Here is a 23,582-nt window from a genome sequence, read left to right as displayed (position 1 = left end):
GGGGGATAGTAGCGATCCGGGCCCCCTTGGTATCAGTCACTCGATCGGGACATTGCGGCTACGCGGCGTAGACAGAGAGCGTTTTCCCAGGACGCGAGGGTCGCGTCGGCAGCCATGATCTCGCGGGGGCACGAGATGACCAGGTTCCGGTGGCAGCAGGCAAACGGGCGACGGCATGCCTACGACACCGGCACAACAGCGATCCCGCACCCCGGAGTGGTGTTCACCGCGCTGTGCGGGGCGGAAGTCACGCCACGAGAGCGGGACTTCGTCGAACTCAGCGGCTGCTGCTACGCCCCCACCTGCTGGCGCTGCGACCACGAATGGCGCGTCCGTGACGGCTTCCCACCCGAGGAAATCCCACCGCTGCCGGAGAACGCATGAACGACCCCCGACCGAGCACCGGACTCGGCACCACCCACACCATTCTCACCAGGTCACAATGGCACGCGCTGGACGACGTGCTCGCCGAGATGTGCAGGCTCACGAGCGGCAGTCTGGAGTACCTGCACGACACCGGCCGCGGCATCCTCGAAACCTGCCGACCGTCCACATGGTACACGCCGGCCGTCGCCGACTACGACACCTTGCTGTGGTCGGCGATCCACGAAGCCATCGGCTCGCTCGCGCATCTGGAAGAAGCCGCACCAGGCGACACCACGGCCATTCGTGCCGCCGGGCTGGACCTGCGGCGGCTCTCCCGCCGAATGCTGGCCTACCCCGCACCCGCCCAGGGGGACTTCGCGTGAAACCCACCGTGCTGCACCCACCAGCACACCAGGACATCCAGGCGGCGCTGCTGCGCATCGCGCGAGCAATCGACAGCGAGACCGAAGGGCTCTACGAACGCAAGGACGCCGGGCTTGCGGACAGCATCCCGGCCCTTCGAGCCATCGGCTTCCTGCTGCTGGAATTGGGCTTCACCGTCGCGGAGGAGGCCGAAGTGGACTGTACTGAAGTGGAGTCGGCTGTGGCGCGAGCCTACGGCCTGCCAGGGCACGCGGCATAGCGATACGCGTCGGTGGCGTTGTTCAAGACGCGCGGTCTTGCGGGCTGGCATAGTGCTGCCGGTGGTAGCGCAGGAAATCCAGCCCGATGCGGTGTTCACTGACCCTTCGCAACGGCCCGATCCTGGTTTGCTCGATCGAGTCCCAGACCACGAAGTCATCGTCGATGTGAATTGCGCCGGAGTCGAAAAGAACATGATGGTTCGGGCACAAGCACAGCATGTTGCTCTCATCATCGGGACCGTTGTGCGGCCGACCCAACCCTTGAATGTGAGCGCCTTCCGCATAGGGTCCCGCAACTGTCTGCAAGCAAGTGCCACAGACTTGGCAAGCAGAGTTGTGCCAAGCTTTGACCTGCTCGGCGACTGTTCGATCTCGCACGATCCGTGAGCTCACGGATTCAGTGCGACGGGTCGAAGCTGGAACTGACCGCCTCGCCGAGTCGCTGTCTGGCACGAGCTTGACAAGCCGGAATCTCCAGATCCGGTAGCCATCGCGACCAATGTCGTGCCAATAGTCATCTACCCAGAAGAGTCCGTCATAGCGGTAGCCCCGCTCGGGTGCGTGTTTACCGCCTTTGTGTGCCCCACGAATAACACGGACAAGTCGGTTGTCCAACCGGCTACGGACGAGGCCAATATTCCCGAGTACGAGTTCCTGGTCTCTTACTTGCTTGCCCGTAGCGGGATCGCGTCCGCCCTGACCGGTGTAGATGATCTCGTTGCCGAAGTCTTCATCATCTGGATAACCGCCGGAGACGGCGATCGAGTCGGCACCATCTTTACCGCCGGAGATGCCTCCCTGCAACGGGCGGTGAACGCCCGCGTCAGCCAACTCCTTGCGATTGGTGAACTCGGTACCTTCCGGGTAGCCGGGGATTTCGCCATACTCGCGTTGCCGCGCCACGGCAGCAACCTATCTTGCTGTTGTCGATCAGCCAGTAACAATGCGAAGACGATTCACTGCTGCAGTGGCTACCTCACCCGTCGTCGAGCCCGAACAGCGGCAGGCACGGCTCCAAGCCTTCGATGGTTACGTCGATGCTTCGGTGGCGCTCCCAGTTCTGCCGGCTCAAACGCATTCGCTGCTCGATGGCCAGTTCTCCGCGCACGGCGTGCCTGCTGATGCCGTCCGGCTGGTAACCGAGCTTGCGCGACACCGCCAACGATGCCGGGTTGTCGGTGAACGCGCCCGAGATCGCCGCTTCAGCCCCGAGCCCGGCGAAGGCCAGGTGCAGCGCGGCCGCGCGCATCTCGGTGCCGATGCCCTGGCCTTGATACCGCTGCCCCAGCCAGGAGCCGGTAGTCACCTCGCGGCTGGTGGCGAACTCCCGGCCGCTGAGCGCCTGCTGCCCCACCACCGTGCCGTCGCGGAACACGGCGAGCAACAGCGACCAGTTCTGCGGCGTCCAGTTGGCCAGGTGCCGCCAGTGATGCCGAAGGACATCACGTGCCAATTCGGCGGGAGGCTGGTCGGTCCAGGGAAAGACGAACGGCATGGTCTCGGGCGGGTGAATACCGTCCACCGCGAGGTCGGCCAAGTCGGCCAGCGCCTCGCCCGTTGGGATTCGCAACTCCAGGCGCGGCGTGCGCAACAGCAATCCGAGCGGCGGGAAGTGGTCGACCAGCATCCACCCATGGTTGCCGAACGGTGGCGGCGAAGCAGGTGCTTTTCGCTAGGGCTCAGCGGGCGGACCCATCACGCTCAATCGCCCGCGAATTGCTCCACCGGACGCCACTCAACCACGGACGGCAGCGCTCCGTCCTTCGTAATGAACTCGACCAGCGCGGCACGAAACCGCTCCAACGGCACACCTGTGCCCGCCGGAAACCCGACCTCCGATAAGTCGGCGAGGTCGGGCGAATCCGGGTCACCCACGCTGTAGCCGTACATCTGGTCACCCACGTACATCAGGTATCCGAACCTGTCGTGTACCTGCACGTCGAGCACCGGGTCGACCTCGGTGCGCTGGATACTGGCCGCGCCCGCGTCGTCCAGGCTGAGCAGCCGAATTAGCTCATCGACATCGGCGGCTGCGGTCAGCTCAAGGTCGTATCCCTGATCGTGCCCGACCGGAACAGCGGCGTGGTAGTTCAAGCTACGTTGCCCGCTTCGCCGCGCAGTGTGGCGAGGAACTGCCGGTCCAGCACCACGCGTTCGGAGTCGGTCAGCACCTCCACGATGCGCTGGTCGAGCTGCGGGGTCTCCAGCGCCGAGTCCGCCGGGCACAGCAGCCACAGCCCGTGCGGCACCTCGTCGGATCGCCTCGCCGCGTTCTGCAGACCCGTCAACAGCTGGTGGCCGCCCTGGTCGTAGTAGCGGCCGAGCAGGCTCGCGTGGTGCAGGAACAGGATGGTCTGCTTCCCCTCGGCGAGGTCGAGCAGCCGTTGCTGCACCCGGTTCCACGCGTCCCGCGCGTAGGCGGCCAGGCCCCGCGACGGCTCCCCCGTCTCGCTGTAGCGGGCATCCAGCTTGCGCACCTTGTCCCAGTCCTGCCCACGCTCGGTGGCCAGCGCCCGGAAAACCGACAGGAACTCGCGGTCCACGTTCACCGACTGCAACGGGTAGCTCGCCGCGAGCGCCTCCGCCGCCCCCGGCAGGTAGATACCCCGCAACGTCAGTGCCAGGAACCCGCCGCGCTCCACCGCCGAGGTCAGCTTCGCCGCCAACACATCGCGCGGGTCCAGACCGGCAGCACGCAGCCTGCCGTGCCCGCTCATGGCGGTGCTCGACGACGTCGCCACCCGCGACAACTCCGGCGCCCGCGCACGGAACCGCCTGGTCGCGGTGTCGTACTCCAGCGGGAAGCCCGCCGCGCGCAGCGCCTCCTCCAACCGCACGTGGGTCAGATCCTCGTCCAGCACCACAGCGGGGAACCGCGCCCGCACCTTGGCCAGCAGGTCCTCCATGGTGACACCGGGCTCGCGGCGCACCCCGGCACCCGCCTGCGAGATCCGCAACGCGCGCACCAGCTCCAACTCCGTGGGATAGAGCTCCAGCCGAGGTGACACGGCGGCCCGCGCCGACAACTCCGCGGCAAGCTCCACCAGCCGCGTGTCCGCCAGCGACGGCAAACCCTCCGGCGCGGGCACAGCCCGCAGCTCGCGAACCACCACGCCCCGGCCGGGCAGCGGCTCCTCGGCAACCAGTTCGTCGGCGCGCGCACCCAGCGCCACCGCGTAGTCGGCCAGCTCGGGAGCACTCGGATCGTTGGAGCCGGGCATCGACTCCAACGCGACCAGCACCTGCCTGCCCCTCCGCGCCGCAACCAGCCGAGGCTCGTCGTCGGGCTCCTTGGCCTGCAATCCGGTCCAGACCTCGGTTTCCACCGCGGCCCGCACGATCGCGACCGCTCGCGCGGCCGTGCGCTGCGCGGAGTCGTCCCTGGCCACGCCGTGCCGGGCACGTAGCGCGGCGGCCAGTTCGTGCGCGGTCATCACCCGGCCTGCCTCGCCGAGCAGTTCCACCAGCTCGTCGCGCACGTCGGCCAGCCACGGCATGGCCGCCCATTCCTTCACCGCCGCGCGGTAGTGGTTCGACACGGTGGCCTGCGTGATGTCCAGCCGCTGCGCCACCTCCGACTGGGTCGGCCAGGTATGCGGCAGGCCGTCACCGTTCGGCAGGCCCAGCACCAGCCGCACGACATCGGCGCGCTTCGAACCACGCCGCGCGGACTTGGGGGCCAGCAGCGCGGCCATATCGTCGATGGTGAGCTGGCCCTCGGTGGGAGTCGCGGCGCGACCCCGGTCCTCGCCGGGCGTCAGCAGTGCCTGGCTCCACTGCTTGTGCCTGCGGTTGAGCTCCTTGCGCACCACCGCGCCCGCGCCGCGCGCCTTGGCGATCTCGTAGAGCTGCACGTCGAGCAGTTCACCGACCGTCGTGGCGCCGAAGGAGTGCGCCACCGACACCGCGCGAGGCGTCAGACCGGCAGCCTCCAACTGCGTGTCGAGTTTCGCGGCCGCGGCATGCGCGTCACGGGTCTCCTCAAGGGAGGACTCCTCCAACCCAACCGTGCCGGGCGTGGTGACCGGCGCCGCCGCATCGGCCGAGATGAACACGGCCCGCCAGGCGTCCTCCATCTGCCGGAAGGTGTCGAACCGGCGATCCACATCCCGGTGGAACGCGCGCAGGAAGAAGGCGGTCAACTCATCGCGCAGCGCGGGTTCGAACAGGTCGGCGGCAATCGCCGGTACCTCGTCGGTGGTGGTGCGCGGGTCGGTCATCCCGTCGCCCCACACCGGCCGCTGCCCCGACGCCATCTCGTGCAGCGTCACCGCTGCCGCGTACCGCTCCGCGTGGTCGTCGTAGCCGGGGCGGCGAGCGGTGTCCAGGAACGGGTCGAGATAACCCCGCGTGCCCGCCTTCACGTCGCGGTCCGAGGCGTCGGCCAGCGAGAAGTCGAACAGCATCAGCTGTGTGGAGCGGTCGGCCCTGCGGTAGACACCGAAGTTGTCCGGCTTCAGATCGCGGTGCCGAACTCCCTTGCCCGCAAGCTGATCCAGCGCGGTGAACAGGTCCCGGCCGAACCGCTCCAGGTAGTGGTAGCTCAGCCTGCCTTCGGCGCGCAGCAATTCGCCGAGCGTGCGACCGTCCGGGTCCTGCCCGCCCGCGTACTCCAGATCGAGCACGGTGCGCCCACCCAGCTCGCGCGGGCCGTCGAGCAGCCGCACAACCACGCCGCCGTCCGCCACCTCCAGCGCCCGCGCCTCTGCCTGCAGCCGCGCGGCCTTGTTCTCATCCAGCGCGATCTTCAGCACCCGGCGCTCGGTTTGCGCGGTGCCGTCCTCGTCCTCCTGCGTGCGTGAGACCAGCAGCGCGCGGGCGGTGGCTCCCGTGCCCAGCACGCGCTCCACCACCCAGTCGCCGTCGACGATCTCGCCCGTGGTCGCCTCCAGCGGGTCCACGGTCCGCGTGGCCGCGCTCGGCACCGACTGCCACTCCGCGCTGCCGAGCCGCTTGAGGAACGCGTCGGCGGAGTCCAGCCGTTGCGCGAGGTCGGTGCGGGTGGCGTCGAACACCAGCGCGTCGAGCGCGTCGGAGATGCCGTCCGACACCGCGTACGGGTGCAGGCCCTTGTTCTCGGCGAGCCGTTCGATGAGCCCGCTGCGCTGAGTGGCGGGCGGCTGCCCCGTGAGCAACAGATACGCGAGCGCGCCCAACCCGAAGATGTCGAGGTCCACCGGGTCGGCGTAGGGCGTGTCGAACTCCGGTGCCAGATACACCTCGGCGGCGCCCGCCAGATGCTCGCCGGTCAGCGATGTGTTGCCGATGGAGGAGAACCCGGTGGTGTCGAAGTCTCGCGCGGCGGCCTGCCAGTCGATGATCCGCAGCACGGGTTGGGAGCCGTCGTGCTTCGCCGACACGTAGACCGAGCGGGCCGCCAGCGCCCGGTGGTAGAGCGCGCGCTGGTGCGCGTACTGCACCGCCTCGGCGAGCTGGCGGACCAGGTCGAGCCGCGTCTGCAAGCTGAGCCGATCGCCGTGCAGGTCCAGGTAGGAGTCCAGTCGCAGGTCACTGCTCTTGTGCTGGAACAGGATCGCGGGCCCTGCCTGGTGCTCCCGGATCTGCACGGCCTGCGCGATCCCGCGGTGGTTGATGCCCTGCAGCACCTGGTACTCACGCCGGGCGGCCCGGTCCACCGACTGCCTGCGCTCGTCGCTCGCCTGCCGCTCGGTGAGATAGATCCGGACCCGGCCCTCCTGCGGAACCAGACCCTTGTGTTCGGCGAGACGGTCTTCCCACGTCGGCCCCGCGTCGAGCGCTTCGCCGGACAGCGTCCAGTCGTCGCCGAAACGCAGATGTGCCGTGGAGACGCTGATGCCGATCTTCTCCAGCAGCTTCGGCAGCACATGCCGGGAGAACTCCGGGCTTACCCGCTGGTGCTCGCGCTGCGGGGGCTTGGCGAGCAGGTCGCGCCAGATCCACGGCAAGCCATGGGGCACCCCATCCCTGCCGTACACCCGGGTGCTTTGCACCTCGTCCAACTCCGACCGCAGGTCAGGAGCGGACAGGAAGATCGCGGGCTCGACCCGGGGAACGCGCTGGGTGATGCGCAACTGCTTGGCCGCCCACTCCAGCCGGCTCTTCAGCTCCTTGCACTTCAGGTCGGTCAGGTGCAGCGGGTTGCGAAGAATCCGCTCGCGCCGCGAGCCGTCCTTGAAGAAGCTCCAGGTGTTCCCGTTGTTCACCACCCTGCCGGGGTGGCCCTTCAGCTCGACCAGGTACAGCCCGCCCGGCACGGCGATCAGCAGATCGCATTCGTTGACGCGGCCGGAAGCGGCAGTGAAGGAGAACGTGGCCCAGGCCCGATACGGCTCGGCCTGCGGCATCAGGTCTTTCACATGGTCGAGGCCGTCCTGCTCCCACGGATACGGCGAGGTCCGCTCCTGGAACCACCGCTGGAGAGCGGGCGGCGGTTTGGGCTTCGGCGCCGACTTCCCACCGCTGGCCAACGCGCCCACCTCTTCCTCGACCTTGTCCCCGTGCGGCGAGCCCGATCCTACCGGGCGTGGGCAGGTTCAGGGTGCGCCGTGGAAGCGGACCATCAGGTTGTCGATGGCGTGTTTGGTCTGCTCGACGGTCTGCGCGGACAGCGCGAGTTGGTTCGTAACGCTCTCGCAGTAGCCGCCGACCTCGTCGTACGCGGTCGTGCCTCCCAGACTGTTCTGCACCAACTCGGACAGGTTCGTGGCCAACTGCAGCGCGTTCTGAATGACACCGTGGATGTTCTCGCAGTTCTGCGAGCCCTGTTCGAGTTGGGCGAGGGTCTCCTCGTGTGTCGCCATTTCATCCTGCTCTCCACGGTCTTCGCTCATGGTCGTCGCTGCCCTTCGACGGACGGGCGGCATCCTGCCACGTCAACCGGCTCGGCAGCACCCTTGACATGCAGCCTCCAGGCTGCCTATAAAGAGAGGCAGCCGAACGGCTGCATATTGGAACGGATCGTGATGGACGAGGTCTTCAAGGCACTGGCGGACGCCAGCAGGCGTCAGCTACTGGACCGTCTCAACACCAGGAACGGGCAGACCCTGAGTGAGCTGTGCGCGGGGCTGGACATGGCACGGCAGTCGGTCAGCAAGCACCTGGCCGTGCTGGAGAACGCCAACCTGGTCACGACCGTGTGGCGAGGCAGGCAGAAGCTGCACTACCTCAACGCCGAGCCCATCACCGCCATCGCCGATCGCTGGATCAACCGCTACCACCGCGAACGCGCGCAGGCTCTGGCCGACCTGAAATCAGCATTGGAGCAACCCATGGGCAGCAACGACTTCGTCTACACGACATATATCCGCACCACCCCGCAGCGGCTGTGGCAGGCGCTCACCGATCCGGCCTTCACCCGCCGCTACTGGGGCGTGGCCTTCGAGACCGACTGGGCAGTCGGGTCCACGATGACGTGGGAAGAAGGCGGCAACACGATCTCCGACCCCGAACAAGTCGTGCTGGAGGCCCAGCCACACCGGCGGCTTTCCTACACCTGGCACACGTTCACGCCGCAGTGGGCGAAAGCGGCGGGCATCAGCGAGGAGGTCCTCGCCAAGCTCGCCGAGGAACCCCGGTCCAAAGTCACCTTCGAGCTCGAGCCACTCGGCGAGACCGTCAAGCTCACCGTCATCCACGAGAGCGAGCCGGGCAGCACCGCCCTCGGCCTGTTCAGCCAGGGCTGGCCCCACCTGCTCTCCGGGCTGAAGACCCTGCTCGAGACTGGCGAGCCGCTGCCGGCCGGCTAGCGACTCAGGAGTCCATGCGCGCGTAGACCACGATGTTGTCGCGGTAGCCGCCCTGCTCGGAGTCCACCTCACCGCCACAGGTGATCAGGCGAAGCTCGGCACCGGGCGCGTCGCCGTAGACCCTTGCACTCGGGAAACGGTCCTTGGGGTACTGCTCGACCCGATACACCCGGAACAACGGGACGGTGCCGTCGGCGCGATCGACGATCACCTCGTCACCGGGGACGAGTTCGTGCAGGTCGTAGAACGCGCCTTCCTCACCCGCCCAGTCGACGTGCGCGGCCAGCACCGCCGGTCCCTGCTCGCCGGGTGTGGGGGACTCGGTGTACCAACCCACGGTGCTGCCGTCGGGAGGAACCTCCATGCTGCCGTCGGGCTTGAGCCCGAGATCGAGCAGACCACTGGCATCCACGCCGATCTCGGGAATGCGCAACCGTTGCGGGCGCGACTCGGCCAGCACGGCAGGGGCTCGCTGCTCCGCCACGGCGGCCTGATCTCCCGACAGCGCGACCGGGACCGTGGTCGCCGTGCCCTCGACATCGGTACAGCCGGTGAGCAGAGCCAGGACAACCGCGACTACCCCCGCCAGTCCGCGAAACGCGGGCCGACGGGGGTAGCGGCGCGAGGAAAGCCGCCGCATTCGTCAGCTGGTCTTGCGACCGCGCCGCACGGCCACCGCGGTGGTCGTGGCGATCACGCCAAGTCCGGCCAGGCTGAACAGCACCTGCGCGGCACCCGGACCACCACCGGAGGACCCGTCACCGGCCGCGACAGCACCCGAGGGCATCTTCTGCACCTGGTCACCGGCGGCGGTGCTGGTGAACTGGGTACTGGTGGCGGAGTGGGTCTCGGTCGGCCTGCTGGTCGGCGGGCTGGTTGTCGGCATCGTGGTCGTCGGTGTGGTGACGCTGGTCAGCGAAGGCGGGCCATTGCGCTCGCACGCGATGCCGTCGTTGTCGGCGTCCAGCCGGTGCGGGTCGCTGGTGTCCTGGTTGTAGACTTTCTGCGCTTCGGCCTGGTTCGGGAAGTTGGGACAGTCGAGGCCTCTATCCTGCGCGGTCGCCGTTCCGGCGAGGGTCAGTGAGGCGCCCGCTGCCAGGACAAGGACGGCGGCGGCTTGGCGAAGTCGCATCCGGTTCTCCTCTCGGTGCTGAGAATGTGTAGTCGCGACGGAACGCCGGAAGGGTTCGCGTTCGATCAGCGGGTGAATCACCCGACACACCTCAAACACGCTGGTGAGTGACACGCTTCAACTAGACGAGTCGTTCGGTGTATCCGGCGTCGACCAGCCGCTCGTACGCCTGCCGAACCCGTGGCGGCACGACCTGGGGGACGGCGAAGCCTCGTTCGGCGTACTCGGTGATCCGCTGGGTGTCGCCTACGAGCATGTTGAGCACCCGATCGGCGTCGCCGATGTGGCCGACGTACTCCTCAAGGGACAGTGACTGCGCCGCGCAACGCACCTCCACCTCCGGCCACAGCTTCCGGCAGGTCGCGTAGGCGCGGCGCTGGTGGTAGGGCTTGCAGACCAGCATGACGGTTCGAGGGTGCAACCCGAGCCCGGCCAGCAGGTCCCGGGTGAACGCGATGTTGTCACCGGTGTTGCGGGCGCGCGTCTCCACCAGGATGGCGCTCTCCGGAACACCCAGCCCGATCGCGTGCTCCCGGTAGTGCACCGCCTCACCGCGTGGGAACACATCAGCCGTCGTCGGTGTTTTCGCGCCGGTGAACACGATCAGCGGGAACAAGCCGAGGTGATACAGCCGCGAGGTGTGGACGGCGACACCGAGATCGTGACTGCCCAGTCCGATCCCGACCTCGCAGCGGCTGTGCGGGTGCCCCAGGTCGTGATACTCCCACAGGGTATTGACGTCCTCTCGTAGCCATTCCGGGAGCGTGGCCAGCGGTTTCTGCATGGGTATTGCATACGTCAGGTGCGCGCCGCTCGCCTGTTGAACTCGCAAATCGACGCACCGTCAAACCGTGATCGAAGCGAAACCGACCAACCGGTCGATATGCCGCATTGTGGACGGTCGGTCGAGTAATCGACATCGAACGCGAGAGGACGTTCCGTTCAATGACCCATCCCCAACCGGCGCCCGTTCCCGCCATGCCCACGCGACCGCTACGCAAGGTGGGCGCGATCGGCACGGCCGCCGTGATCCTGATCTGGCTGGAGACAGTGGCCGAACTGGCAATCAGCGGGTCTTACCGCCACACCTACACGGTCGTCAACGACTATGTGAACGGCGAGCCCGGCGTCACCGAGGCGGACCTGTACGCGGCGGACGACATCGCACTCGGCGTCGGGCTCTTGGGGCTTGGCATTCTCATCGCGGCCGCAGTGGTGTTCCTTGTGTGGCTTTGGCGAGTGAGAGAGAACGCGGAGCAACTGTCGCCGCTGCCGCATCGCCGCGCTCGTGGCTGGGTGATCGGCGGCTGGTTCTGCCCCGTGGTGAACCTGTGGTTCCCGTTCCAGGTCGTCTCCGACATCTGGCGTGCAAGCCGCCCGGAGCCCGAGGCGGGAGTGGCCCTGCTGCGCTGGTGGTGGGCCCTGTTGCTGTTCAGCTGGCTGCTCGACAGGGTCACGCAACAAATGGCGCTCCGGCAGGAAGTAACCGTGGAGTTGCTAAGGCGGCTCTTCGGAATCAGCGCCTTATCCGCACTGCTGAACGTCTGCGCGGGCATCTTGATCATCATCGCGATTCGCAGGATCAACGCCTGGCAGACACAGCCCCGGCCGCTACAGGTACCCGCCTGACCGATCCGGTCGGCATCAGTCGTCTTCGGCGAGGGTCGCAGTGGACCCGCGATCACGGAATCGGCCATGGTGCCTCCTACCGAGTGGGCAAGCCCTGGTAGATGATCTACCCGGTCGTGGCGAACCGGGAGACTGGATGCACGTGGCAGGACTGTCCGAGGCCGAACAGCAAGTGTGGGAGGCGTTTCCAGCTGGCATGCCGGCGGATCTGCGCACCGGCGAGCAGGAGAAGGACACGCCGGAACGTGGCCAGTCCTGGGGGCCGGAGCGCACCGTCCGTGCCAGTGTGCTGAAGACATTGCTGCTGGAAAGGCGGGCAGCCGAACCCGGCCACGTGGCGCGGCTCAGCCTCGTCGGTGCCCGCATCGTTGGCCCCTTGGACCTCACCGATGCGGAGATCGGCGTCACGCTCGAGTTGACCGAGTGTCACTTCGATCAGGAGGTCACGGTCGCCAACGCGCGGACGCGACGCCTGGATTTCTCGGGATCGAGCCTGCCTGGCCTGCACGCCAGGCAGGCTCGCATCGAAGGCGACCTTGTGCTCCGCGACTGCGAAATACCTGCCGGTATCAGGCTCGCAGGCGCCCAACTCGGCGGCATCTTGTTGCTCAACTACGCGCGACTGGGAGCATCCAACGGCTATGCGCTGCACGCGGCACGCCTGGTGATCGACCACAGCATCTACTGCGCGCACTTCGAAGCCGCGGGCGGGATATACCTCGTCGGGGCGCGGATCGGCGGTGGATTGCACATGCTGGAGGCGCGAGTGACCAGCCGAGAACGTGACGCACTCGAAGCCAGCCGGACCACGATTCACGACGACTGCAACCTGGTCGAAGGGTGCCGCTTCGACGGCGCCATAAGGCTCGTCCAAGCCCACGTTCACGGCCAGATCAACCTATCCGGTGCACACCTCGACAACCCGGACGGCCCGGCTGTGATCGCCGACAACCTACGGGTGGACCAGAACCTGTACTGCGCGAACCTGACAGCCAACGCCGAGTTTCGTCTACTGGGCGCCCATATCGCGGGCGACCTCGTGCTTTCCGGCGCACACCTCAACAACGCCGGAGGCCACGCGCTTGACGGGGGCAGCCTGGTGGTGGAACGCGGGCTGCGCTGCGACGAGGGGTTCGTCGCTGACGGGGGGCTTCGGCTCATCGGGAGTCAGGCCAATGTTTTCGAGCTGCTGCCCGCCAGGGAAATTACCGGGGACATCGACCTGCGCTACGCACGGTTCGGACTGTTGCGCGACGACGTGTCGTCGATCTCTGGAACGGTGCAACTGGACGGTTCGGTCTACGACGCGCTGGACCCGTTGCTGAGCGTCGCTGACCGGCTGAACTGGCTGGCCAGGCAACCGGATGGCTACCGCCCACTGCCGTATGAGCAGCTCGCCATCACCTACCGTCGGCTGGGACACGACGCCGACGCACGGCGGGTCCTGCTGGCGAAGCAGCGGCGCCGCCGCAAGACGCTGTCCCTTCCAGCCAAGACATGGGGATTGTTGCAGGACTGGACGGTCGGCTACGGCTACCTGCCAGGCCGCGCGGCGATGTGGCTGCTCACCCTACTCTCGATCGGCACAGTCTTGTTCTGGTTCGATCCCCCGACGCAGATCCAGAGCGGCACCGGGTTCAACGCCTTCTTCTACACGCTTGACGTACTCGTGCCGGTGTTGAAGCTGGGGCAGCAGAATGCCTTCGCACCGAGCGAAACAACCCAATGGTTCGCCTACCTACTCACCATCATCGGATGGGTTCTCGCCACCACGGTGGCAACCGGCATCACCCGAACGCTCACCCGGAACTGAAATCGCGCTCATACCGTGTACACCCCGGTCGGCGTGGCGTGGTAGCCCTTGGCACCAACCACCGTGGCAAGTGGGCTGCGCGGCTTTTCGTTGGCTCGCACGAGTTCCACGACGGCCTTGAAGTCGTAGGCGGGCGCCCAACCCAGGTCCCGCCTGGCCCGACCGTTGACATAGACCCGATCCAGCGTTGGGAACATACGCCATCCCCAATGCCGGTAGTCCTCGGCGATCTCGGGGAACAACCGCGCGAACACAGCGGGAGCGTCCACGGCGAGTTCGGGGAGATCCGTGGGAGTGAACGGGGTGGTGGCGCTGATGATGTAGCGGGCGAACCCTAGTTCCGGCGCGCGTGCCGCCGCGAGCAAGTGGGCTTCGACGACGTCGGCGAGGTCGACGCGGCGGTAGAGGAACTCGTTGACCTTCAGGTTCGCGTCGTCGTACGCGGCACGAACGTCGTCGCGATCGTCGCGCTCCGGAAAGAACCGTGACGTACGGAGGACGACGGCGGGAAGGCCGAGGTCGCGTGCGAGCAGTTCACACAGCTCCTCGGCTGCGACCTTGGTGGCACCGTAGATATTGCGGACCACAGGGCGAACGTCTTCGATGATCCACGCGGCGGGTTGCCCTGGCGCCGGGGTGAGGGCACGACCGAAGGCGCTGGTGCTGCTGGTGAACACGACGCTGCTCACGCCTGCGGAAGCGGCCTCCTCCAGCAGGGCCAGTGTGCCGGAGACATTGGTGTCCACGAACTCCTGCCGCGCGTGGGACCCGACATGGGGCTTGTGCAGGGTTGCGGTGTGCAGCACGTGGGTGACCCCGTCCATCGCTGTGCGCACGACTTCCCGGTCAGCGACGGAACCCACGACCGTCGTGAAGGGGGATTCGATGACGTCGAGGCCGACGACGTCCAGCTCCCGCGCACGCAAGGTGCGTACCAGCGCCTCACCGAGGTGGCCCGAACTACCGGTGACCAGAAACCGCTCCATGGCAACCGATCGAAGCAGCCAACCAGCATCGGAAACAACGCAATTGTCACGAGCGCCTTCGGCGACCTGCGCGCCGAGCCAAATCGAGCATCGCACCATCTGCCAGGATGTCAGCATGTCGATCGACCGCGAGATCCTGTTCCGGCTGGCCACCAGTAGCCGGTTCGAGCGGATCGTGCGGTCCGTGCCGCGAGGACGGGAAATGGCGTGGCGAGCGGCGTCGCGTTACGTCGCGGGCACGTCGTTCGGCGATGCCGTCCGGCAGGTCCGGGACCTGCACACACACGGTGTGGCCGGCAGCATCGATCAGTTCGGCGAACTGGTCAGCCACCCGCCGGTCGCCGAGCGCGTCGCCGACGACTACGTGAGCCTGGCGACTGAACTCGCCCACCTGCCGCAACACACTTGGCTGGCGATCGACTTGTCGCATCTCGGGCTTGATGTCGATCCGGCACGCTGCGCCGAGCACCTGGCCGCGATCGCGCGAGCGCTTCCGGAGGGCAGGCGCATACAGGTGGGCGCAGAGGACCATGCTCGCGCCGACGCTGTGCTGTCGTGCGTGCTCACCGTCGCGGGCAAGGGACTGGCCGACCGGCTCGGCGCCACCGCGCAGGCGAACCTGCATCGGACGCCGGGGGACATCCGGCGGCTGCAGGCCGCCGGCGTACACATCCGGCTGGTCAAGGGCGCCTACGTCGAGGCACGCGACCGCGCCTTGCCGTACGGCGAGCCCACCGATCTCGCTTTCCTTCGCCTGGCGCACCAGTTGGCGGAGAGCAGCACACCGTTCGCGCTGGCCACCCACGACGGCGTCCTCCGTGAGGCTCTGCTCGCCGCGCATGGGCCGTTGCCGGTCGAGCAACTGCTGGGGGTACGCCCGGACATGGTGACCGACCTCGTCGCCCGAGACGTACCGGTTCGCGTGTACGTTCCCTTCGGCGGCAACTGGTTCCGCTACTGGATGCGCCGGGTCGCGGAGTCACGCGGCGCTTGAACGTCGGCCCAGGCGGGCTCGATGACACAACCGGCCCCGACAAGGACGTCAAAGCGCACACGGTTGGCGACCGAGGATTCCTGTCCAATTGCCCTCGGACACCTTCGCTGGATATACCAGCGCAGCAGGCCCGAGCACTCTCCGCCCGGACCTACTCGCCGCCTCGCGGCTAGGAGCTGTTTAGGAACTTGGGGGTGCTGTCGGGCACGAGGGGAGGTCTCCGCTAGATGGATCAACGACCAAGAAGATCAACATCTGACCGGAGACCTCGGTGGGAAGCGTATCGATCGGCGCGCGTAAGGATCTGACGGACCGGCAATGGGTGGCGTTGCAGCGTGTGTTGCCGCCTCGACCCGTGGCGGGTCGTCGGCCGAAGTGGACACGGCGGCAGTTGCTCGATGGGATCCGGTGGCGTGTGCGGGTCGGTTGCGCCGTGGCGTGATGTTCCGGAGCGCTATGGGCATTGGCAGTCGATCTACCAGCTGTTTCGTCGCTGGCAGCGTGAAGGCGTGTGGCCCTGGATTCTCTGCGCGCTGCGGGCCTGGGCCGATGCGGTGGGACTGATCGACTGGCAGGTGTCGGTGGACTCCAGGATCAACCGGGCCCACCAGCATGCCGCTGGAGCCCGCCGCCGCCGCCCAGATGAGCAGGTCGAACCGCCTGGTGACGAACCGGCCGATCACGCGCTGGGGCGTTCTCGGTGCGGTTTCACCACGAAGATCCACCTGGCCTGTGAACAAGGCCGGAGACCGTTATCACTGCTGATCACTGCTGATCACCGCCGGTCAACGCGCCGACAGCCCCCAGATGGCCGCCGTACTCGACGCGATCCGGGTGGCGCGTCCCGGACGCGGACCCGCCCAGTGGTTGTCGATTACTTTGCGGATTCCCTCAAGGTAGCGGTCTACGAGGGGAAGGTCCTCCTGCGTTGCATCGGGCCGTGGATGTCGTCGAGGCAACGCGAGGTGGGGCGGGCTGAACATCGTCTTCAGTGCTTGCCGCGAACTCCGGCGATGGCGGAACGTGGACTTGGTACAGGACGTGTATGAGCGGGTGTTGACCTTGATGACGGCGTGAGGAGCAGTGGCGATGAACGTGGACGAGATGAAGCGAGCTGTCCGCGAGCAGGTGTGGGCGCTGCTGGAGGAACACCACGCCGCGCCGGCTGGTGTGCGCGGCCGGATCCCTGCCTTCTTCGGCGCGCAGAAAGCCGCCGACAGGCTCGCGGAGTTGCCGGAATGGCAGTCCGCGAAGATCGTCAAAGCGGTACCTGACACAGCGCAACAGCCGGTGCGCGCCCGCGCTCTCGACGAAGGCAAGCTGGTCTACATGGCGGTGCCCAAACTCGCCGAGCCGAAGCCCTTCTACCTGCTCGATCCGGACACCTTGCCCGTCACCCCCGCTGAGGCCGCCGGCAAGAAAGCCGCGGTCAAGGTCGGCCAGCCCGTCGACGTAACATGCGGCCGCCTGACCTCATCGTGTGCGGAAGCGTCGCCGTGAACCGCCACGGCGTACGCCTCGGCAAAGGAGCCGGATACTCCGACATCGAAGTCGCGCTCCTCCAGGAAGCCGGGCTCGTCGGACCCGAGACGACAATCGTGACCACCGTGCACGACCTACAGGTCACCGACGACGACCTACCCGAAACCACCCACGATTTCAGCGTGGACATCGTCGTGACCCCCACCACCGTGATCAGGTGCGATGAACCGCGACGGCCGCACGGTCTGCTCTGGGATGACCTCCCTACCGACAAGATCGCCGCGATTCCCGCACTCGCGGCACGCCTGCGCCGCCAGCGGGTTACCTGACCCAACAGTTCAGTAGCCGACGGCAGGAAACTGTCGATGCTGACCCTTAGCATCGACAAGGGTAGGGAACTGGGGGCTTGTAATGGCAAAACGCTGGGTCACCCTGCAAGACGGCAGGAAAGTCTTGATAAACACCGGCGGCGGTGCGGCGAAGGTCGTCGTTGGGGCGGCAGTCACGGCCGTCGCGTTGTATGCCACGGGCATGCCAGGCGGCCTCTCCGCCTTAGCTGGCGGCAGCTCTGGGGCGGCAGCCGGGAGTTCGTCGGTGAATGCGCGGTCGCTGAATGCGCGGAAGGCGGACGCGAAACACATTGCACGAATCAGAAACCTCGATGCAGCGCTGCGGCGGGTTGGAATGCGCATCGTTCGACAGACAGTCAGCAAGTCCAACCGGGACTGCGTTACCGCGGCGTACGGCAAGGTGCAGCAATCGTTCCTGCGCAACCCGTGCAAGAGCCTCAACCGCAAGCTCTACGCCACTGCGGATCCGGATGGAAACGTCGTGCTGATCTCGGTGGCTTGGGTGAGCTTCCGCACCGCCGGACAGCAACGCGCATTCCGGGACGTCATCGACGAATACGGCACCGGCGACATCCGACCTCTCGGTGCTGGCTTGCTCGGAATGGCCGACATCCGGTTCACCGGGCGGAACTATCACTCCGAGCCCAGGGGTGCCCGTCTCACGGTAGCCGAGGCCGAGGCCGCGACCGGCGCTTTCGACACCGATGTGCTGGACGGGATCGCGGAGATCGCAGCCCAAGTCCCCCGCCCGCCGAGGGGGTGACACTCGGAACGCGCTCAGTTCCGGTCGACGACGCCCTGGCCATGGTCGGCGAGCACCCGCCCCGCCGACTCACATGGCACGGTGGCGGAGGGTGCGGCTCTTCCCGGCTTCATTGCGGGACCAGCATTCGACCGCTTCCCGGGCCAGAAATGAAGAAACCGCCTGCTCAGAGGCGGTTTCTTCGCTGCGCGCCCGTAGGGATTCGAACCCCAAACCTTCTGATCCGCGCGGGCCTCCGCTGGACGTTTGTCATTACGTTGCGATAGTGGCTGTGACCTGCGGGAATGTCTCGCGAAGTAGATCAACGTTTCTCTTCGTTCCGCAGCGTTGTGTGCGGGACAGCGGTCACACTTTCTCAACTTTTAGCCAACTCATCGTATACTCGGTCGCATATATACACACGGCCGTAGTTTTTTCCTGTGATCTCCCGAAGAAAACCCGCCTCTTCCAACTTCGATATCGCGCTCCTTGCCGTCGGGTAAGTAACTCCCAGATCTGCGGCAACCGCCGGAATGGTCATAAGTGGATAGCCGATCAAATTGATCGTGAGATCATGAACTGCACCTCGGGCACCCGCATCCTTCATAGCCTCACTTACTTCGTATGAGAACCCGAGAAGTCGGTTGATCGTGTCAGTCGCCGCCATCGCACGAGCTTTGACAGCCTCAGCAAAAAACCTGACCCATGGATCAAAGTCGCCAGTCCGGCTTACGTCAAGCAAATGGTCGATGTAATCCTCTCGACGCGGTTCAAGCCAGGGGGATAGATTCAACACTGGATACTCTAGTACCCCTTCCTCTATAAGCTGTAGCGTGATCACCAGACGACCTATACGACCATTTCCATCACTAAAAGGGTGTAGCGTCTCAAACTGGTAATGACCAAGTGCAACCTTTACGAGCACTGGCATTTCTTGATCACTATTTATCCACTTTTCCCAGTCGCTCACACCTTGCACTAAGATATCACCATTCGGCGGTGGAACGAATCTAGACTGCTCGATCCCTCTCCCCTTGTCGCCAATACAGACAATTCTCTCTCGAAGACGTCCCGCGTCGTAAGCATCACCGCGGGTTTTGCGAACAAGGATTGACTGCAATTCAGAAACGACCTTGAGAATGATGGGGTACGTCTTGATTAACTCAAGACCGCGATGTGCTGCGCGAACGTAGTTCTGAACTTCTCGGACCTCAGCAGTGGGCTCTTTGCCATCCTCATACTGAGCTTCAAGCACCTCGGCATAGGGAGCATAGGTACCCTCCAGCGCGGACGTACTCACTGCTTCGCGCGTGAGCGACGGGCGCACCAGCAGATGGGGGTTCGGCAACTGGTTGACACTCGCATGCAGCACACCTAGAGCTCGGTCTGCTTCGCTCAACAGCTTGTAGGTGGCTGCAGACAGGTGGACGCTGGAAGGCAACGGGGCTGGCACGAACGCAAAGTGACTGTACGGCTGCCTGAGGCGCATGTCGGTGCCCGCGATGCGCTCGAGCCTACCTATGGGGGAGTTACGGAAGTCCTCTACCTGCACTTTTAAAGTATACAGCCACTACCTTTAGCGGCCCACGGGGGAGTTCAAGGAGTGTTTCAATATGGCTTGGACTTTTAAAGTAACCGCCCTTTTTCTTTAAATTACAACCACAGAATTGAAGTTGCGCAACGTGGTCAACCAGGCACACCCTACGGCTCGACTACTATATACGCTAATGAATTAGGCGAGATATCCCATAAGTTGTGTTCGACCTGCACGGGGGTGCCCTGGTGTGCCATCCCGCCGACCTGGCGTAACCCGATCACGCTGTGTCAAGGGGGCAACTTGCGTGGCATGGTGACGGGCGTGGCCAGGCTTGCCCCCTTGACACGGCGTGATAGCCCTAGTGGAGGTCGACGGGATGGCACACGCTCGGGACCCACCGACGTACCGCAGCCGTTGCGCCTGTCGGGCTATCCCGGAGACCTGCCCGCCCGGCGAGGGCGTCTCTTTCTTCTTGCGGCCCCTGCGGGGCCGCCCGGCCTGCCTCGCCCGGCTGCCGCGCGGGACCGGCCTCAGCCGCACGCCCGCGCTGGGCAGCCGGGATAGAGACAGAGGCCGGATCAGCGGCCCCGCAGGGGCCGCCTTGAGGCGGGAAAGGTCGAGATCCGGGCGACTGTCGTTCGCAGGAAGGGCAGCGGTCTCGTGCTTCAGCCGAAGCCGAAGAGCGAGTCTGGCTGGCGCACGCTGCATCTTCCGGCCTGGCTCTTGCTCCTGCTCAAGTCGCGAGAGGTGGTCGAGAGTGAGTGGAACGTGGTGTTTCCCTCCCAGCAGGGCAAGCTACGGGATCGCTCCAACACCAACGCGGACCTGCGAGAGGCTCTGGACCCGCTCGGCTTCGGCTGGGTGACGAGCCACAACTTCCGCAAGACGGCGGCGACTCTCCTCGACGATGCGGGGCTAACCGTGCGAGAGATCGCCGATCACTAGGTCACAAGCGCGTGAGCATGACGCTCGACACGTACTTCGGCCGGAAGCAGGCGAGTCCGAGGGTTGCGGAGCTGCTGAGAGTGATCGACGAAGAAGCGTCATAAAGTGTGGGAAAGGTGTGGTGATGATCTTCGCCAGATCCTCGCCACACCTTCTCTATCAGGCAAAAGAGCGCGCCCGTAGGGATTCGAACCCCAAACCTTCTGATCCGTAGTCAGATGCTCTATCCGTTGAGCTACGGGCGCATGTTCAGTTGTTCCCGACCGGGGTCGGGGTGGTGCTCGGCTGGGCCGAGCCCCGGCGGAGGCTCCGGGATTTGAACCCGGGAGGGGGGGTTACCCCCAACCGCATTAGCAGTGCGGCGCCATAGACCAGACTAGGCGAAGCCTCCCAGGTCGCGACCACTGCCGTCATAGACTACACACCGCCACCGAAGCCCGGCAAAGCACCCCCTGTCAACCCGCTGACCAGGTCATTCGCGCGCCGCGTAGGCGACGAACGGGGCCAGCGAGTCCGGGTTGGCGAGCGCGTCCCTGCTCACCGCACGCTCCGGGGCCACGCCGGAAAGGATCTTCTTCGCCGGGACCTCGCACTTCTTGCCGTTCAGCGTCCTTGGCACCTGCTCCACCACGATGAACCGGTCGGGCACGTGCCTTGGCGACAACTCCTTGCGTAGCTCGGCGCGCAGGGCGGGCTCCACATCCTCCAGTTTCGCGCCCCGCGCGAGCACCAGGAAGCACAGCAACTCGCCTTCTTCACCCGCCGAGGTGTCGATGACCAGCGAGTCCAGCACCTCGTCGAAGCCCTCGACGACGCGGTAGAACTCGGCCGTGCCCATCCGCACGCCGCCGCGGTTGAGGGTGGAGTCGCTGCGCCCGTAGATCACCGCCGAGCCACGATCAGTGATCTTGATCCAGTCGCCGTGCCGCCACTTGCCCGGGTAGTCCTCGAAGTAGGCCTCCCGCAGCCGCGTGCCGTCGGGGTCGTTCCAGAACGCCACCGGCATCGACGGCATCGGTTTCGTGATGATCAACTCGCCGACCTGGTCGACCACCGGGTTGCCAGCCTCGTCATAGGCCTCCACCGCGGCGCCGAGGCAGCGGCACGACAACTCTCCAAGCCACACCGGCACGTCCGGCGACGCACCGACGAACGCCGTGCACAGGTCGGTGCCACCGGAGACGGAGCAGATCTGCACATGCTCGCCGATCTCCTCGGCGATCCAGCGGAAGCCCTCCACGCTCAGCGGCGCGCCGGTGGACCCAAGCGCCCGCATCGCAGAAAGATCGAACTCGGCGGCGGGACGCAACCGCTCCTTCAGGCAACTCTGCACGAACGGGGCCGACGTGCCGAAGTAGGTCACCTCGTGCCGCTGCGCGAGCCGCCACAACGCGTTGAGATCCGGATGGCCGGGACTGCCGTCGTAGAGCACGATCGTCGTCCCTACCAGCAGCCCGGAGATGAGGAAGTTCCACATCATCCAGCCGGTGGTGGTGAACCAGAAGAACCGCTCGCCGGGCCCGAGGTCGCAGTGCAGCGCCAGGATCTTCAGGTGCTCGACGGTGATGCCGCCGTGCCCCTGCACGATGCCCTTCGGCAGCCCGGTGGTCCCCGACGAGTACAGCACCCACAGCGGATGGTCGAACTCCACCGGCTCGAACTCCAGCGCGGCACCCGCGTGCTCGGCCAGCAACGCCTCCCAGTCCAGCGTGCCCGGGATCGTGCCGCCACCCTCGTACCCCACGAGCACGGTCGCCGCGAGCCGAGGCAGCTTCGAGCGCAGCTCCTCCACCGTCGGCCTGATGTCGAACGACCTACCGTTGTAGCGGTAGCCGTTGACGGCGATGAGCACCTTCGGCTCGATCTGGGTGAAGCGGTCGGAAACGGCCCGCACGCCGAAGTCTGGCGAGCACGACGACCAGACAGCACCGAGGCTGGCCGCGGCGAGAAACGCGACAAGGGTCTGCGGGCAGTTCGGTGCGAGCGCGACCACCCGGTCGCCCTTCCCGACACCGAGGGACCGCAGCGCACCACGCGCCGCAGCCACCCGCGCCCGCAGGTCGCCGTAGGAAAGCCGCTCCTCGACGCCGTCCTCCCGCTGGAAAACCACCGCGGGATCGTTGTCGGCCTTGGCCGCACCGGCAACGCCGCCGCTGAGCGCATGCTCGGCGTAGTTCAGCGTCGCACCGGAGAACCACCGCGCGCCCGGCATCTCCATGCCGGACAGCACCTCGCCCGGCCGGTCGTGCCAGCGCACCCCCAGATACTCGGCCACCGCCGACCAGAACCCCGGCAGGTCTTGCACGGAGTACGACCACAACTCGTGGTAATCCCCGGGGTGCGCATCGCGGTTCGCACCGAGCCAGCGGCGGAAGTCCTCGATCCTGGTCCTTTCCACCTGCTCGGAAGTGGGTCGCCACAACACTTCTGGGACGTCGGCGTCAGCAGTCATGGGCTGAGCCTAGGCGAGTGTGGCGACCGACTCCTCCTGCGAGAAGAGCGGACTCCCTAACGCAGATGCGCGTCGAACCAGGCGAGGGTGCGTTGCCAGGCGTCCTCGGCCACCTCCGGATCCTCGTCGAACCGGTGGCGGGCACCGGGATAGCGCACAACGTTGGTCGCGACTTCCGCTTTGGCCGCGACCTCGCGCAGTCGCTCGACCTCCGACTCCAGAAGCTCGTCGCCGTCGTCGCCGTACATCCCCAGCCACGGGCTCGCCAGTTCGGCCGCGACGTCCACGAGCGCGGGCAAGCCGTCGGAAGCGGGGGTGCTGATGCCGTACCCGCCCACGCTGACCGCGGCACCGAGCATCCGTCTCGCGGCCACCACGAGCGCCGCGGTGCCACCCAGGTCGAAGCCGACGACGCCGAGCAGGTCGCCACGCACCCCGTGGTCGACGAGCCACGCGAGTGTCGTGTCGGTCGCCTTCAGCACGTCCGCTCCGGCGAGCGGTCCGGGAGCGCTGCCGATGTGCGGGGCGACGGCGAGCCAGCCCTCCGCCGCCAGCGAGTTGACGAGCACGCGGGCGGTGTCGGTCACCGCACCCGCCTCGTGCAGGACCACGAGACCTCCGCGCTGCGCGCTTTCCGGCTCGGCGAAGGTGATCCGGAGCGCGCGACCGTCCGCACGTTCGTAGTCCTGCGTAAGCATCTGCCTCATGTGCATACTCAACCACCGATAGTGCACCCCGGGTCAACGTGAGATGGCAGATATCCGGCGAGATAGGTTGGTCGCC

23 protein-coding genes, 2 tRNA genes and 1 pseudogene are annotated in these 23,582 nt (G+C 66.3%); 12 read left to right on the top strand and 14 right to left on the bottom strand.

Translation table 11 applies throughout. The annotated features are described in order from the left end of the window. Window positions 1-135: 135 nt before the first annotated feature. Genes FHU38_RS24850 through FHU38_RS24840 form a run of 3 tightly spaced genes read left to right on the top strand, consistent with a single transcriptional unit; the run spans window position 136 to window position 1,009 of the window. Window positions 136-384, top strand: a complete 249-nt coding sequence (locus tag FHU38_RS24850) for a zinc finger protein (protein ID WP_167176955.1) — start codon at window positions 136-138, stop codon at window positions 382-384. Continuing rightward, complete coding sequence (locus FHU38_RS24845) at window positions 381-749, top strand: hypothetical protein (RefSeq protein ID WP_167176953.1); 369 nt, start codon at window positions 381-383, stop codon at window positions 747-749. Before FHU38_RS24850 ends, FHU38_RS24845 begins: the two co-directional genes overlap by 4 nt. After that, window positions 746-1,009, top strand: a complete 264-nt coding sequence (locus FHU38_RS24840) for a hypothetical protein (RefSeq protein WP_167176951.1) — start codon at window positions 746-748, stop codon at window positions 1,007-1,009. The genes FHU38_RS24845 and FHU38_RS24840 overlap by 4 nt, the downstream gene beginning before the upstream one ends. A 22-nt stretch (window positions 1,010-1,031) precedes the next feature. On the opposite strand, the gene FHU38_RS24835 is transcribed toward FHU38_RS24840, so the two are convergent. The 5 genes from FHU38_RS24835 to FHU38_RS24815 all read right to left on the bottom strand — a co-directional run bounded on the left by FHU38_RS24835 (window position 1,032) and on the right by FHU38_RS24815 (window position 7,792). Beyond that, complete coding sequence (locus FHU38_RS24835) at window positions 1,032-1,913, bottom strand: YDG/SRA domain-containing protein (protein ID WP_167176949.1); 882 nt, start codon at window positions 1,911-1,913, stop codon at window positions 1,032-1,034. Window positions 1,914-1,986: 73 nt separating this feature from the next. Further along, window positions 1,987-2,637, bottom strand: coding sequence for a GNAT family N-acetyltransferase (locus FHU38_RS24830; RefSeq protein ID WP_167176947.1), 651 nt, complete (start codon window positions 2,635-2,637; stop codon window positions 1,987-1,989). Between the two features lie 74 nt (window positions 2,638-2,711). After that, window positions 2,712-3,104 carry an Imm1 family immunity protein gene (locus FHU38_RS24825; protein WP_167176945.1) on the bottom strand — a complete coding sequence of 131 codons (393 nt, stop codon included), beginning with the start codon at window positions 3,102-3,104 and terminating at the stop codon, window positions 2,712-2,714. Then, complete coding sequence (pglW, locus tag FHU38_RS24820) at window positions 3,101-7,459, bottom strand: BREX system serine/threonine kinase PglW (RefSeq protein WP_167176943.1); 4,359 nt, start codon at window positions 7,457-7,459, stop codon at window positions 3,101-3,103. The genes FHU38_RS24825 and pglW overlap by 4 nt, the downstream gene beginning before the upstream one ends. Before the next feature lie 66 nt (window positions 7,460-7,525). Beyond that, window positions 7,526-7,792 (bottom strand): hypothetical protein, encoded by a 267-nt coding sequence (locus tag FHU38_RS24815; protein ID WP_167176941.1) that lies wholly within the window; start codon window positions 7,790-7,792, stop codon window positions 7,526-7,528. A gap of 162 nt (window positions 7,793-7,954) precedes the next feature. Between FHU38_RS24815 and FHU38_RS24810 the strand changes: the two genes are divergently transcribed. Beyond that, on the top strand, window positions 7,955-8,737 hold the full coding sequence (locus FHU38_RS24810) for an ArsR/SmtB family transcription factor (RefSeq protein WP_167176939.1): 783 nt from the start codon (window positions 7,955-7,957) through the stop codon (window positions 8,735-8,737). Between the two features lie 4 nt (window positions 8,738-8,741). Here the strand turns inward: FHU38_RS24810 and FHU38_RS24805 are convergent, their stop codons facing one another. The 3 genes from FHU38_RS24805 to FHU38_RS24795 all read right to left on the bottom strand — a co-directional run bounded on the left by FHU38_RS24805 (window position 8,742) and on the right by FHU38_RS24795 (window position 10,653). Then, window positions 8,742-9,377: a class F sortase gene (locus FHU38_RS24805; RefSeq protein ID WP_167176937.1), complete on the bottom strand. Its 636-nt coding sequence runs from the start codon at window positions 9,375-9,377 to the stop codon at window positions 8,742-8,744. Between the two features lie 3 nt (window positions 9,378-9,380). Further along, window positions 9,381-9,869, bottom strand: coding sequence for an excalibur calcium-binding domain-containing protein (locus FHU38_RS24800; protein WP_167176935.1), 489 nt, complete (start codon window positions 9,867-9,869; stop codon window positions 9,381-9,383). Window positions 9,870-9,990: 121 nt separating this feature from the next. Next, on the bottom strand, window positions 9,991-10,653 hold the full coding sequence (locus FHU38_RS24795; protein ID WP_167176933.1) for a YdcF family protein: 663 nt from the start codon (window positions 10,651-10,653) through the stop codon (window positions 9,991-9,993). 194 nt (window positions 10,654-10,847) lie between these two features. On the opposite strand from FHU38_RS24795, the gene FHU38_RS24790 reads away from it, so the two are divergent. Both FHU38_RS24790 and FHU38_RS24785 read left to right on the top strand, forming a co-directional pair. Continuing rightward, a complete protein-coding gene (locus FHU38_RS24790; protein ID WP_208416933.1) occupies window positions 10,848-11,498 on the top strand; it encodes a DUF4328 domain-containing protein in 651 nt (216 codons plus the stop codon). A 136-nt stretch (window positions 11,499-11,634) separates the two neighbouring features. After that, window positions 11,635-13,311 carry a hypothetical protein gene (locus FHU38_RS24785; RefSeq protein WP_208416932.1) on the top strand — a complete coding sequence of 559 codons (1,677 nt, stop codon included), beginning with the start codon at window positions 11,635-11,637 and terminating at the stop codon, window positions 13,309-13,311. Window positions 13,312-13,319: 8 nt separating this feature from the next. Here the strand turns inward: FHU38_RS24785 and FHU38_RS24780 are convergent, their stop codons facing one another. After that, window positions 13,320-14,297, bottom strand: a complete 978-nt coding sequence (locus FHU38_RS24780; protein ID WP_167176916.1) for an NAD-dependent epimerase/dehydratase family protein — start codon at window positions 14,295-14,297, stop codon at window positions 13,320-13,322. A 115-nt stretch (window positions 14,298-14,412) separates the two neighbouring features. Here FHU38_RS24780 and FHU38_RS24775 point away from each other — a divergent pair, with 115 nt between their 5' ends. The 5 genes and pseudogenes from FHU38_RS24775 to FHU38_RS24750 all read left to right on the top strand — a co-directional run bounded on the left by FHU38_RS24775 (window position 14,413) and on the right by FHU38_RS24750 (window position 17,886). Continuing rightward, window positions 14,413-15,291 carry a proline dehydrogenase family protein gene (locus FHU38_RS24775; RefSeq protein WP_167176914.1) on the top strand — a complete coding sequence of 293 codons (879 nt, stop codon included), beginning with the start codon at window positions 14,413-14,415 and terminating at the stop codon, window positions 15,289-15,291. Window positions 15,292-15,562: 271 nt separating this feature from the next. Further along, window positions 15,563-15,733, top strand: a complete 171-nt coding sequence (locus FHU38_RS28055; RefSeq protein WP_167176912.1) for a transposase — start codon at window positions 15,563-15,565, stop codon at window positions 15,731-15,733. Further along, window positions 15,690-16,340 carry a transposase gene (locus tag FHU38_RS27010; RefSeq protein WP_208416931.1) on the top strand — a complete coding sequence of 217 codons (651 nt, stop codon included), beginning with the start codon at window positions 15,690-15,692 and terminating at the stop codon, window positions 16,338-16,340. Before FHU38_RS28055 ends, FHU38_RS27010 begins: the two co-directional genes overlap by 44 nt. Window positions 16,341-16,380: 40 nt before the next feature. Further along, window positions 16,381-17,102: pseudogene (locus FHU38_RS24755) on the top strand (5-formyltetrahydrofolate cyclo-ligase). 82 nt (window positions 17,103-17,184) lie between these two features. Beyond that, window positions 17,185-17,886, top strand: coding sequence for a hypothetical protein (locus FHU38_RS24750; protein WP_167176910.1), 702 nt, complete (start codon window positions 17,185-17,187; stop codon window positions 17,884-17,886). Between the two features lie 355 nt (window positions 17,887-18,241). Here the strand turns inward: FHU38_RS24750 and FHU38_RS24745 are convergent, their stop codons facing one another. Beyond that, window positions 18,242-19,417 carry a Fic family protein gene (locus tag FHU38_RS24745; RefSeq protein ID WP_167176908.1) on the bottom strand — a complete coding sequence of 392 codons (1,176 nt, stop codon included), beginning with the start codon at window positions 19,415-19,417 and terminating at the stop codon, window positions 18,242-18,244. Between the two features lie 645 nt (window positions 19,418-20,062). On the opposite strand from FHU38_RS24745, the gene FHU38_RS24740 reads away from it, so the two are divergent. Further along, complete coding sequence (locus FHU38_RS24740) at window positions 20,063-20,347, top strand: hypothetical protein (protein ID WP_167176906.1); 285 nt, start codon at window positions 20,063-20,065, stop codon at window positions 20,345-20,347. 172 nt (window positions 20,348-20,519) lie between these two features. Here the strand turns inward: FHU38_RS24740 and FHU38_RS24735 are convergent. From FHU38_RS24735 to FHU38_RS24720, 4 genes are all read right to left on the bottom strand, one after another. Next, window positions 20,520-20,592, bottom strand: a tRNA-Arg gene (locus FHU38_RS24735). Window positions 20,593-20,648: 56 nt separating this feature from the next. Further along, a tRNA-Ser gene (locus tag FHU38_RS24730) sits at window positions 20,649-20,738 on the bottom strand. Between the two features lie 81 nt (window positions 20,739-20,819). Next, a complete protein-coding gene (locus FHU38_RS24725) occupies window positions 20,820-22,799 on the bottom strand; it encodes an acetoacetate--CoA ligase (RefSeq protein ID WP_167176904.1) in 1,980 nt (659 codons plus the stop codon). A gap of 56 nt (window positions 22,800-22,855) precedes the next feature. Beyond that, window positions 22,856-23,506 (bottom strand): dienelactone hydrolase family protein, encoded by a 651-nt coding sequence (locus FHU38_RS24720; RefSeq protein WP_167176902.1) that lies wholly within the window; start codon window positions 23,504-23,506, stop codon window positions 22,856-22,858. Window positions 23,507-23,582: the final 76 nt, after the last annotated feature.

The organism is Saccharomonospora amisosensis (assembly GCF_011761185.1).
Lineage (GTDB): Bacteria > Actinomycetota > Actinomycetes > Mycobacteriales > Pseudonocardiaceae > Saccharomonospora_A > Saccharomonospora_A amisosensis.
This window is presented reverse-complemented; position numbering and strand designations above follow the sequence as displayed.